General features: G+C 72.1%; 12 protein-coding genes. 7 read left to right on the top strand and 5 right to left on the bottom strand.

Translation table 11 applies throughout. The features are described 5' to 3' along the window. Positions 1 to 53: 53 nt before the first annotated feature. Positions 54 to 1,286 carry a class I SAM-dependent methyltransferase gene (locus D471_RS0122685; protein ID WP_026127986.1) on the bottom strand — a complete coding sequence of 411 codons (1,233 nt, stop codon included), beginning with the start codon at positions 1,284 to 1,286 and terminating at the stop codon, positions 54 to 56. Between the two features lie 270 nt (positions 1,287 to 1,556). Here D471_RS0122685 and D471_RS0122690 point away from each other — a divergent pair, with 270 nt between their 5' ends. The 3 genes from D471_RS0122690 (at position 1,557) to D471_RS0122700 (ending at position 4,313) form a co-directional block, all read left to right on the top strand. After that, positions 1,557 to 2,771, top strand: a complete 1,215-nt coding sequence (locus D471_RS0122690) for a macrolide family glycosyltransferase (protein WP_017600737.1) — start codon at positions 1,557 to 1,559, stop codon at positions 2,769 to 2,771. A gap of 42 nt (positions 2,772 to 2,813) precedes the next feature. Continuing rightward, positions 2,814 to 3,407, top strand: coding sequence for a dTDP-4-dehydrorhamnose 3,5-epimerase family protein (locus tag D471_RS0122695; protein WP_017600738.1), 594 nt, complete (start codon positions 2,814 to 2,816; stop codon positions 3,405 to 3,407). 165 nt (positions 3,408 to 3,572) lie between these two features. Then, on the top strand, positions 3,573 to 4,313 hold the full coding sequence (locus D471_RS0122700) for an SDR family oxidoreductase (protein WP_017600739.1): 741 nt from the start codon (positions 3,573 to 3,575) through the stop codon (positions 4,311 to 4,313). Here D471_RS0122700 and D471_RS0122705 read toward each other — a convergent pair. Beyond that, positions 4,310 to 5,566 carry a DUF418 domain-containing protein gene (locus D471_RS0122705; RefSeq protein WP_017600740.1) on the bottom strand — a complete coding sequence of 419 codons (1,257 nt, stop codon included), beginning with the start codon at positions 5,564 to 5,566 and terminating at the stop codon, positions 4,310 to 4,312. The two genes, D471_RS0122700 and D471_RS0122705, sit on opposite strands and share 4 nt — an antisense overlap. Further along, a complete protein-coding gene (locus tag D471_RS0122710; RefSeq protein WP_026127987.1) occupies positions 5,556 to 6,203 on the bottom strand; it encodes a TetR/AcrR family transcriptional regulator in 648 nt (215 codons plus the stop codon). Before D471_RS0122710 ends, D471_RS0122705 begins: the two co-directional genes overlap by 11 nt. 166 nt (positions 6,204 to 6,369) lie before the next feature. Here D471_RS0122710 and D471_RS0122715 point away from each other — a divergent pair, with 166 nt between their 5' ends. The 3 genes from D471_RS0122715 to thiD all read left to right on the top strand — a co-directional run bounded on the left by D471_RS0122715 (position 6,370) and on the right by thiD (position 9,680). Then, a complete protein-coding gene (locus D471_RS0122715) occupies positions 6,370 to 7,374 on the top strand; it encodes a zinc-binding dehydrogenase (RefSeq protein WP_026127988.1) in 1,005 nt (334 codons plus the stop codon). 144 nt (positions 7,375 to 7,518) lie between these two features. Next, a complete protein-coding gene (locus D471_RS0122720; RefSeq protein WP_017600743.1) occupies positions 7,519 to 8,778 on the top strand; it encodes a flavin monoamine oxidase family protein in 1,260 nt (419 codons plus the stop codon). Between the two features lie 107 nt (positions 8,779 to 8,885). Continuing rightward, positions 8,886 to 9,680, top strand: coding sequence for a bifunctional hydroxymethylpyrimidine kinase/phosphomethylpyrimidine kinase (thiD, locus tag D471_RS0122725; protein WP_017600744.1), 795 nt, complete (start codon positions 8,886 to 8,888; stop codon positions 9,678 to 9,680). A gap of 91 nt (positions 9,681 to 9,771) precedes the next feature. Here the strand turns inward: thiD and D471_RS0122730 are convergent, their stop codons facing one another. Then, complete coding sequence (locus tag D471_RS0122730) at positions 9,772 to 10,269, bottom strand: MarR family winged helix-turn-helix transcriptional regulator (protein WP_017600745.1); 498 nt, start codon at positions 10,267 to 10,269, stop codon at positions 9,772 to 9,774. Positions 10,270 to 10,483: 214 nt separating this feature from the next. Between D471_RS0122730 and D471_RS0122735 the strand changes: the two genes are divergently transcribed. After that, positions 10,484 to 11,419 (top strand): EamA family transporter, encoded by a 936-nt coding sequence (locus tag D471_RS0122735; protein WP_017600746.1) that lies wholly within the window; start codon positions 10,484 to 10,486, stop codon positions 11,417 to 11,419. A gap of 139 nt (positions 11,420 to 11,558) precedes the next feature. On the opposite strand, the gene D471_RS0122740 is transcribed toward D471_RS0122735, so the two are convergent. Next, positions 11,559 to 11,745: GlsB/YeaQ/YmgE family stress response membrane protein (locus D471_RS0122740; protein WP_017600747.1), on the bottom strand; the 187-nt coding region annotated here is incomplete at its 5' end.

An 11,745-nucleotide genomic window follows, 5' to 3' on the forward strand; every position in this document is an offset into this window, starting at 1 on the left:
GACGACGATCCGTGGCCGGTGGCCCCGCGCGTCCGCGTACGTCATCGGCGCGCTCACACGGTGTCGAGCTCGGGGAGCGGGAACACCAGCCGTCCGCCGGAGGCGAGGAAGTCCCGTTCCCTCTCGACAAAACCCTTCCGGTAGATCCACGGGAGGACCAGCAGCTGGTCCGGCCGCATCGCCTTGGCCTCCTCCTCGGAGACGATGGGGATGCGCGTGCCGGGGGTGAAGCGCCCCGCCTTCTCGGGGCTGACCTCGCCGACGCAGGGAAGTTCGCGTTCGGTGATCCCGCAGTACTGGAGGATCACGTTGCCCTTGGTCGATGCGCCGTACCCGGCGGTGAGCCGGCCCGCGTCGAGGGAGTCGGCGAGGAAGGAGCGCAGGGCGTCCCGCTGGTGTTCGACCCGCCGCGCGAAGGTCTCGAAGGGGGCCATGGTGTCGATCTTAGCCTGGCTCTCCAGGGCGCGGACGCGGTCCAGCCCATTCTCGTCCACGGTGTGCGGTGACGTGGATCTGGCCAGCGTCACGCAGAGGCTGCCCCCGTAGACGTCGGTGATCTCGGCGCTCAGGACGGTGAGGCCGACTCGCTCAGCCATCCACTCGATCTGCCGCAGCGCGTAGTACTCCAGGTGCTCGTGGCAGACGATGTCGTAGGCGTCGGCCTCCAGCATGGAGGGCAGGTAGCTCTGCTCCATCAGCCAGACCCCGTCGTCGGCGAGGATGTCGCGAACGTCGCGCATGAACGCCAGGGGGTCAGGCAGGTCGTAGAACATCGCGATCGAGGTGACCACCCGGGCGCGTTCGTCTCCGAAGCGCTCGGTGAAGACGTCGCGGGAGAAGTAGTCGACGATCAGCTCGGCGTCGTCGGGGTACCTGTCGCGGAACTTGCCGCCGGTCGGGTCGATACCGACCCGCCGCAGCCCCGCGTCCGGGTAGCTCCTGAGCAGGGTGGCGTCGTTGCTGCCGATGTCGACGACGATGTCGCCGGCGCCGAGTTCGACGCGTCGGCGCACCGACTCGACCTTTCCCCTCAGGTGGTCGACCATGAACGGCCGGATGCCGGAGCGGTAGCCGTAACCCTCCCCGTACATCAGCCCCGGGTCGGGGGTGTGTCGCAGCTGAACCAGCCCGCAGCCCGATGGCGAGCACTTCACCAGCTCCAGGGGGAACTCGGGGACGACCTCCTCCCGACTGCGCGGGAAGACCCCGGTCAGGGCCTGTTCTCCCAGGTCGAGCACCGGGATTAGCTCACGGTTGTCGCAGACGCGGCAAGCAGGGATGATCATGCGGTCCTCTCGGCGGTCGTCGCGCCAGTGGAGCGGCGCTGCTCGCCGAGTCTGCGCCCCGCGCCGGGCGCGGTGCCACGGTTGGCCGGTCACTTTGTCAATTACGGGGTGGGGGCCGCCCGCGCCCGCCCTCCGGAGCCCGCCGCACTATGTCAGATCGGCCTTGTCCGACCCCGGGGCGCCTCGTAGCATCCGTTCCCGGCTTCGGCTGGGGTCCCCCGGACCGTCCGGGGCCGTCCGCACACCTCGGCACCCCACGAAGGGTCTGGCATGGCTCACATCGCATTCTTCATCCTCCCCGTCGCCGGACACGTGAATCCGACCCTGGGGGTGACGGAGGAACTGGTGGCCCGGGGCCACCGGGTGACCTACGCGCTGCCCGAACAGCTCTCCGGCCGGGCGGTCCGGGCCGGGGCCGACGTGGTCACCTACCCCATGGACCACGACCGGTTCATGGCCGACATGGTGCCGCGTCAGGAGGCCGACGAGTACACGGACGAGGACGAGTACCTCCGTGTCCTGGAGTGGCTCCTGGACATGACCGGTGAGACGATGCCCGTGCTGGAGGAGCACTTCGCGGCGGACCTTCCCGACGTGGTCGTCAACGACCCGTCCTCGTTCTGGACCGGTCGGCTGCTGGCGGACCGCTGGGGGGTGCCGGTCATCCGCAGCACCCCCACCTACGCCGCCAACGAGCACTGGGCGCTGCACCCAGCGGTGGACTCCAACGAAACGCCGGAGGACCCGCGGCTGCTCGACCTGTTCGGCCGGATCGGCAAGGCGCTCCAGTCACACGGAGCCACCGACGACCTGGGCGCGTTCAGCGACGCCGTCCACGGCGGGCCCGGCCTGTTCTACATGCCCCGGGTCTTCCAGTACGCGGGCGAGACGTTCGACGAGCAGCACCACTTCGTCGGCCCCTGCGCCGCCGGGGTGTCCTTCCACGGGACGTGGAGCCCGCCCGAGGACGGGCGGCCGCTGGTGGTGGTCAGCCTCGGCACGCTCTACAACGAGCGCCCGGAGTTCTTCCGGACCTGTGTCGAGGCGTTCAGGGACCAACCCTGGAACGTCCTCCTCGTGCTGGGCGGCGGCCTGCGTCCGGAGGAGGTCGGACCGGTCCCGGACAATGTGCGGGTGCACGACTTCGTCCCCCTCGGTGACGTGTTCCCGCACACCGACCTGCTGGTCAACCACGGCGGTATGAGCACGGCGATGGAGGCGTTCACCCACCGGGTCCCGATCGTGGCGCTCCCGGTGATGCCCGAACCGCGCGCGACCGCGCGCCGCATCGCCGAGCTCGGCCTCGGCGCCCAACTGCCCATCGGCGAGGTGACGGCCGAACGGCTGCGGGAGACCGCCCTGAGCGTGCTGGGCGACGACGGGGTCCTGGAGCGGATCGACTGGCTGCGCGAGGAGATCCGCCGCGCGGGCGGGCCGTCCGCGGCCGCGGACGCCATCGAGGGACTGCTGCCCTCGGCGGAGTGATCCGCCCACCCGACCGCACCCACCGATCAGCGGGGGCCAAGAATGATCATCACCGAGACCAGCGTCCGGGACGCCTACCGGATCGTTCCGGAGCCGATCCCCGACTCGCGCGGTCGGCTCTACGAGAGCCTGCGCCACGAGTCGCTGCGGGAGGCCACCGGACACGCGGTGGACATCCGCCAGGTCAACCACACCGTGACCCGGCGCAACGCGATGCGCGGCATCCACGCCACCACGCTGCCGCCCGGCCAGGGCAAGATCGTCACCTGTGTCCGGGGGGCGGCGCTGACCATGGTCGTGGACCTGCGGGTGGGCTCGCCGACGTTCGGCCACCACGAGGCGGTCGAGCAGGACGCGGAGGCCGGGGTCGCCCTGTACCTGCCGGACGGCCTCGGGCTCGGCTACGTGGCGCGCGCCGACGACACCTGCGTCAGTTACCTGTGCACCCGGGAGTACGTGCCGGGCACGATCATCGACGTCGACGCGCTCGACCCCGAGCTGGGTCTGCCATGGGACCTGGCGGAGCCGCCGATCAGGTCCGACCGGGACGCGGCCGCCCCCTCCCTGGCCGAGATCGCCGCCAGCGGTGCGCTGCCCGGCTATGAGGAGTGTCTGCGCTCCTATCCCGTCGGGTGAGGGTGTCGCGGATCCGAATGTCGACATCAACGAAATCAGAAAAGCAGTATCGTCGATAGCCCATCTTGCTATCATCGTTCCCTGGATAGTGAAATCACCGATAACACCCGTGTCGTCCCGAGGACGGCCCCGGATCGGCACGGTGCATCACCGAGGGGAACGACCTTGAGCACAGAGAAGACCCGCGTCGCCGTCGTCACCGGCGCCTCCCGAGGCATCGGCCGCGCCACCGCCACCGCACTCGCCGCCCGCGGGGACGCCGTCGTCATCGGCTACGCGAACGACACCGCCGAGGCCGACGCCGCCGTCACCGAGATCACCGGAGGCGGCGGCCGGGCGATCGCCGTCCAGGCCGACGTCGCCGACGAGCACGCGGTCGCCGGGCTGTTCGACGAGGCCGAGCGCGCTTTCGGCGGCGTCGACGCGGTCGTGCACGCGGCGGCGCGGATGCGGCTGTCCACGATCGTCGACCTCGAACTCGCCGAGCTCGACGAACTCCACCGCACCAACATCCGCGGCACCTTCGTCATCAACCAACAGGCCGCCCGCCGCGTGCGATCCGGCGGCGCGATCGTGAACTTCTCCACCTCCGTCGTCGGCCTCCAGTTCCCGACCTACGGCGCCTACGCCGCGAGCAAGGGGGCGGTGGAGGCGCTGACGCTGATCCTCGCCCGCGAACTGCGCGGTCGCGACGTGACGGTCAACTCCGTCGCCCCCGGCCCGACCGCGACCGCGCTCTTCCTCGACGGCAAGGACGAGGCCACCATCGAGCGGCTGGCCAACCAGTCGCCGATGGAACGGCTGGGCGACCCCCAGGACATCGCGAACGTCGTCGCCTTCCTCACCGGCCCCGAGGGCCGCTGGGTCAACGGACAGAACGTCCGGACCAACGGCGGCGTCGTCTAGGAGGTCCGGTCACCGAACCGGCCGTGGAGGGCGGCGGCGCCGCGCTGACCGGGCGCCCGGGACAGCACCGCCTTCTGCAGGGCCTCCAGCGGACCCGCCGAGAACCTTCGCAGCCACAGTGTCGACCCCACCAGGAGCAGGACGGACACCGCCGCCCAGAGGCCCATCACCCACCACGGGCCGTACGCCTCGAAACGAGCGGCGAGCCCCAGGCCGAACCCGTAGCACAGCAGCGCGCAGACGACGTTCTGCGTCACGTAGCCGGACATCGCCGTCCGTCCCAGCGAGGAGAACGCCCCGACGACGCGGCCCCGGGGATTCACCCGGTCCAGGATCCAGCCGACGGCGCCGATGTAGCCGAGCGCGACGAGCGGGGCCGCCACGTACCGATCGACGAGGAACAGGTCCGGCCCGGCCAGCGACGTGGCCACGTTCAGCGGCACGCCCACGCCGATCCCCCACACGAGCATGCGCGCCCGGAGGCGGCGACCGGTGCCGTCGGCGCCGAGGGCCCCGGCCCGGAACAGTCGCACGCCCAGCAGGAACATGAACAGCAGCAGCCCGAAGGTGACGATCGGCTCCAGGCGCAGCAGGAGGAAGTGGTCGAGCCGGAAGGCCACCTGGTCGAGGTAACCGCCCTCCGCGTACAGGGCCGCCACACGGTCGGGGACTCCGGTGCCCTCCGGTGGCGTGTCGGCCAGCATGACGGCGGTCACCAGGGCGACGAACGCCAGGTGCAGGGAGAGCGCCGTCCACATCACGGCGCCCCGCGCCCGGTCGGACCGGGTGAGCAGCCAGGCGACCACCACGGACACGGCGGCGTACCCCATGAGCACGTCGGCCGCGAAGACGAGGGTGAAGTGCACCAGGCCCTCGGTGAACAGGAAGAGCGCCCGCCACATGTAGGGTCCCGGCCAGCGTCCGCCCCGCCGTGCCGCCGAGCGGTACTGGATGGGCAGGCCCACCCCGAACAGCAGGGTGAGCATGGACAGGAACTTGCCGTTGGAGACGAGCAGGAAGACGCCCTGGGCCAGGCCGGCGGCCGACGGGTCGGCCAGGTAGGCGCCCATCGGGCTGAGCATGTCGGTCTCGTGGAGCATGACGCCCTCGCCGCCCCGGGCGGTGAAGATCCACACGTTGGTGGCCAGGGTGCCCAGGATGGCGAGCCCGCGCAGGACGTCGAGCAGCGGCATCCTCGTGCCCGGTCCCGCTCGGTCGTCGGCCGGTCGGGTCGGTCGGACGTCACTGGTCATGCCGGTCCCCTTCGTGGTGCTCGGACGCGTGGTCGGGGCTCCCAGGGGCAGTGCGAAGCCGGTCGAGGTAGGTGCGCAGAGAGTCGCGGATCTCCTCCGCCGGGAACTCCCGCGTGGTGACGAGGTGGTGCAGGGTCAGGCCGTCGACGAAGGCCACGAGCCTGGTGGCCTCACCGCGCGCGTCGATCCCCTCCGGCAGGTCCCCGCGTCGCGCGGCGTCCTCGAAACCGTGGGCGATGCCGGCGACGAGGGCCGCGGTCGTGTCCTGGTGCAGGCGCGCCATCTCCGGGTCGGTGAGGGTCGCGGGGAGGAACTCCAGCCAGACGGTCAGCTCCAGACGGCGTTCGTCGTCGAGTGGCAGGAGGGTCTCGGCGAAGCGGTACAGCAGCTCGCGGTAGGTGCCCTTCCCGTCGATCGCGCGGAAGCGCTCCTCGGCACGCTGGTACATGTGCCGCACCCCGAACCGCAGGAGGTCGGACTTGGTACGGAAGTAGCGCTGCACCAGCCCCACGGAGACGCCCGCCTCGTCGGCGACGTCCGCGAGGGTCGTCCTGGCCAGCCCGCGGTCCGCCACCGTGCGCATGAGCGCCTCAGCGACCTGGCGCCGCCGTCCTTCGTGGTCCGCTGTCCGTGCCATGAAAAAATATTAGCGACATATTTTTATTCACGCCAGCCCGCCACCCGCCGGGACGCCCCTGAGGGAACCCGGAGACTCCGACCACTTGACCTCAACTTAACTTGAGGTAGGAGGCTGGGTTCCGCGCCGCGGGAAGCGGCGCCAACCGATCTGAGGAGCGATGACGATGCGTGCGGTCCGAGTCAGGGAGTTCGGCGGCCCCGCGGTACTGGCGACCGAGGAGGTGCCCGACCCCGTCGCGGCCCCCGGGGAGGTCGTGATCGACGTCACCACCGCCGACATCCTGTTCCTCGACACCCTCCTGCGCCGGGGATGGGGACAGGACTTCTTCCCGGTTCCCCTCCCCTACACGCCCGGTTCCGGGGTGGCCGGGACGGTCTCCTCCGTGGGGGAGGGCGTGGACGCCGCGTGGATCGGGACCCGGGTGATCGCCGAGACCGGACGGGGCAACCCCGGGAGCGGGCAGATCATCCCGACCGACGGCTACGCCGAGCGGACGGCGACCCCCGAGGAGCGGCTCATCCGGGTGCCCGACGGTCTCGACCCGACCCACGCCGTGTCCCTGCTGCACGACGGAGCCATGGCCAAGCTGCTGGAGGGGGCCGCCCGGTTCGAGCCCGGCACGTGGGTCCTGGTCGCGGCGGCCGCGGGCGGCGCGGGCAGCCTGGTCGTCCAGCTGGCGCGTGCCGCGGGGGCGCACGTCGTCGGCGCGGCCCGGGGCGAGCGCAAGCTCGACCTCGTGCGCTCCCTGGGCGCCGACGCGGCCGTCGACTACTCGAAGCCGGGCTGGGTCGAGGAGGTGCGCGCGCTCACCGGAGGGGAGGGCGCGCGCGTGGTCCTGGACGGGGCCGGCGGCGATCTGGGCGCGGCGGCCTTCGGCGCCGTCGCCGACGGGGGCCGCTTCATCAGCTACGGAACCGCGTCCGGCTCGTTCGCCGCGGTCGACGAGGAGGAGGCCGAGCGCCGGAAGGTGACGGTCACCGGACTCCTCGACCTGGAGGGCAACTCGCCGTCACACAAGCGCGAGCTGACCCGGGGCGTCCTGGAGTTGGCCGCGGAGGGGCGCGTCACGCCGAGGATCGGGACCACGCTCCCCCTGGAGCGCGCGGCCGAGGCGCACGCCGGGCTGGAGGAGCGCACGTCCGTCGGGAAGACACTCCTGGTGGTCTGAGGAGCGTGCCTCGGAGCTTCCCTCCGGGGGCTCCCGACCGAGCTCCGGTCCGGGGTGCGCGGCGGCGGACATGGTCTCCCCGTGGACCGCCTCCGCCGCCGCGCCCTACGGTGGGGTCCACCCCCAGCGACCCCCGGGAGCCCCATGCCCAGCCCTCCGATCACGCGCCGTGCCGGCCTCCTCGTCGGCGGCGGGGCCCTGTTCGCGGCGGCCTCCGGTTCCACCGCTCCCGACGACGCCTGGGACGCCGTGGTGGTCGGCGCGGGGATGGCCGGGCTCTCGGCGGCACGCAACCTCGCCGACCACGGGTGGCGGGTGGCGGTGGTGGAGGCGCGCGACCGGATCGGCGGCCAGCTGTACACCGACCACGCGTTCAGCTCCGTCCCGGTGGAGCTGGGCGCCGGGCTCATCCACGGCGCCTCCGTCTCGACCTGGGAACTCGTCGAGCTCACCGGGGCGGCCACCGAGCGCGTGCGCTCCGCGTCGGAGGCCGGCCCCGAGATCGACCTCCGCTCCCCTCCGCGCCCGCACGAGGACGCCGCCGGGTACCTGCGGCGGGTGGGCGTGCCCGAGCACGCCTGGCCCGCGGTGGCGATCGACGGCGAACCGCTGGACCGGTGGAGCGCGGCCTGGATGTACGAGCAGGGCCACTTCGACTGGTGGTCCGCCTCCCGCGAGCACTTCCGGGTGGCCGACGGCTACGACCGGCTCCTCCTCCCGCTCGCCCACGGCCTGCCCGTCGCCCTCGGCGCCCCGGTCCGGCGGGTGCGCTGGTCGCGCGCGGGCGTGGAGCTGGCGGTCGACTTCCCCGACGGTCCCGGCCGGGTGCGCGCCCGCCGGTGTGTGCTCACCCTGCCGATCGGGGTGCTGCGGTCGGGGGACGTCGTCTTCGAGCCGGGGCTCCCGCCCTCCCACCGCGACGCGATCGACGCGCTCGACGGCGCCGTCGTCACCAAGCTCCTCTACGAGTTCGACCACCGCGTCCTGCCCGAGAACGACGACTCCCTTCCGTGGGACCCCGGGGCGGGGTTCGTCTTCTCCCGTGTGACCGCCGGAGAACCGGAGGTCGTCACTGTGTGGGCCGCCGGTGACCTCGCCAGGGAACTCCTCGCCATGGGCCGGGAGCGGCGGCTGGACACCGGGCTGGACGCCCTACGCCGGGCCGTGGGGGACCGGGGGCTGCGGCCGGCCCGGCGGACCGATCACGACTGGTCCGCCGACCCGTACAGCCGGGGCGCCTACCTCCACGTCCCGCCGGGTGCCCACGACGCCCCGGCCGCGCTGGCCGCACCGGTGGCGGGGGTCCTGTACTTCGCGGGGGAGACGACCACCGGTGAGAACACCGTGGACGGCGCCTACGACCACGGATACGACGCCACCGACGCCCTGCTGGCGGACCCGTAGGCGCGAATCCAACCGACGCGTGCACCTGTGATGCAATATGCGCGGTTCGGGGAGCCGTACGCCCCCGACACAGCCAACGGCACATCGAGACAGGAGGGTGCGCGCAGATGACCAACCGCGCGTACGTGATCGCAGGGTCGGAGGCCACCGGCGGCGCTGGGATCCAGGCCGACCTCAAGGCCTTCCAGGAGCTGGGCGTCTACGGGGTGGGGACGATCACCTGCATCGTCTCCTTCGACCCCGCGAACGGGTGGGGCCACCGCTTCGTCCCCGTCGAACCGGGCGTCATCGCCGACCAGATCGAGGCGGCGACCTCCTGCCACGACCTGGACGTGGTGAAGGTCGGGATGCTCGGCACCCCCGACACCATCGACGTGGTCTCCCGCTCCCTGGCCGCCCGCCCGTGGCGCCACGTGGTGCTCGACCCGGTGCTGATCTGCAAGGGCCAGGAGCCCGGCGCGGCTCTGGACACCGACAAGGCGCTCACCGAGAAGGTCCTGCCCCTGGCCACGGTCATCACGCCGAACCACTTCGAGGCGCGCGCCCTGGCGGGCATGGACCGGATCGACACGGTGGACGACCTGGTCGAGGCGGCGCGGCGCATCCACGCGCTCGGTCCCACCCACGTCGTCGCCAAGGGCGGTGTGGAGCTGCCCGGCCCGGACGCGGTGGATGTGTACTTCGACGGCGAGGAGGTCACGGTCCTGCGCGCGCCGAAGATCGGCGACGAACGGGTGAGCGGTGCGGGCTGCACGTTCGCCGCGGCCATCACCGCCGAACTGGCCAAGGGAGCCGAGGTGGGCTCGGCCGTGGCCACCGCCAAGGGGATGGTCCGCGAGGGGATCGCCCAGCGCCTGACCACGCACGCCCCCTTCGCCTCCGTGGTCCCGCTGGCCCCGTAGGTCCGGCGGCCGACGATCACCTCCGGGCGGGTGGGGACGACGGTCTCCCCCGCCCGGACCGTGTGTGCCGGGGGGACCCGAGGAACACCGCCTAGTCGAGGGTGTCTCCCAGGGACACCAGGAGCTTGCGCAGCAGCACGGCGAGCTGGTCGCGCTCCCCCTCGTCCAGCACCTCCAGGAGCCGCTCCTGGTTGGCCACGTGTCCGCCCACCACCCGGTCGACGATCTCCAGCCCCTCCGGAGCGAGTGTCACCAGCGTCCTCCGCCGGTTCGTCGGGTCGACCTGCCGCGTCACGAACCCCCGGGAGGCCAGCCGGTCCACGCGGTTGGTCATCGCCGCACCGCTCACCATCGTCATGGCCACCAGCTCCTTGGGCGTCAGGGAGTAGGGCTCGCCCGACCGGCGGAGCGTGGCCAGTACGTCGAACTCCCACCGCTCCAGGCCCTCCTCGGCGAGGAACCTCTCGACGGAGCGCCAGAGCAGCGGCGTCGCACGGCCCATCCGGCCGATGATCCCCATGGAGGACACGTCCAGGTCGGGGCGTTCGCGTGCCCACTGGCTGAGGAAAACGTCGACGGCGTCGTTCATCCGGCGATCATAGCCCCGCTCGCTTGACCCGACGGACTCCCGCGACCTAATATTTCGACATCGAAAGGTTCGTTATCGAAAGGTTCGCCATGGAAATGAGATCCCGACCCCCTGTCACCGAGGCGGTCGGGCCCCGGCGCGGCGTCCGCCGCCTCCGGCCGGCCCCCCTGCCCGACGACCTCCCCACCGAACTCCTCGCCTCCGGAACCTCCCGATGACCCGCGGTCGCGTCGCCCTCGACTCCCTACTCACGCTGATCGCCCCGGTGGTGTGGGGCAGTACGTACATCGTCACCACCGAACTCCTGCCGCCCGACCGCCCGCTGCTGGCCGCCGCCATGCGCTCCCTGCCCGCCGGACTGGTCCTCCTCGCCGTCTGCCGCGTCCTGCCGCGCGGTGTGTGGTGGTGGCGCGTCCTCATCCTCGGCGCGCTCAACATGGGCGTCTTCTTCTACCTGCTCTTCGTCGCCGCCTACCTCCTGCCCGGCGGCGTCGCGGCCCTGGTCATGTCCGTCCAGCCGATGCTGGTGCTCGTCCTGGCCGCACTGGTCCTCGGCAACCGTGTCAGGCCGGTCCACGTTCTGGCCTGCGTGCTGGGCGTCGTCGGCGTGGGCCTGCTCGTCGTCGGACCGGAGGCGGAGCTGAATCCGTGGGGTGTCCTGGCCGGGATCGCGGCCGCCGCCTGCATGGCGACCGGGATCGTGCTCACCAAGCACTGGGGGCGTCCCCAGGGGGTGGGCGTCCTGGCGATGACCGGATGGCAGCTCACCGCGGCCGGACTCCTCCTGGCACCGGCCACCCTGGTCGTGGAGGGGCTGCCCGCCCAGATCACCGGGCCCAACCTCGCCGGGTTCGCCTACCTCAGTCTGGTCGGCGCCCTGTTGGCCTACTCCCTGTGGCTACGCGGCCTCGACCGCCTGCCCGCGGTGACCGTGTCCTTCCTGTCCTTCGGCAGCCCGTTGGCCGCGACGGTCCTGGGCTGGGCGGTCCTCGGCGAGGCCCTGACCCCGGTCCAGCTGGCCGGGGCCCTGATCGCGGTGGCGGCGGTGTCCGTCGTCCAGGTCGTCGCGCCTCGGGGCGGCCCGGCTCGGAGCGCGGGCCACCGGGAGGGCGCACCCCGCGAGGAGGCAGCCGTCGGAACCAGGGGGTGAGGCGCCGGAACACGACTCACGCGCACGGGTTCGGGCGGTGGCCTTCGAGAACCGTTTCCCCGCCACCGCTGTCGGAGCGCGCGGCGAGGCCACCGGCGCGGCGCCGGTGGCCTCGAAAAGCGTCGGACGAGGCGGCCGCTCAGGCGGCTCCCCCGGGTTTCCTGGCGTACATGCCGTCGGCCAGGTAGACGATGACGGCCGCGACCAGCACCTGGACGATCAGCACCCACCACCACATGGACGAGATGAGGTTGGCGAGGAAACCGCCGACGAAGGCGGCCACGATGCCCAGGAGCAGGGTCAGCCATATCGGCAGGGGGGGGGTT

The organism is Nocardiopsis lucentensis DSM 44048 (assembly GCF_000341125.1).
GTDB classification, from domain to species: Bacteria; Actinomycetota; Actinomycetes; order Streptosporangiales; family Streptosporangiaceae; genus Nocardiopsis; species Nocardiopsis lucentensis.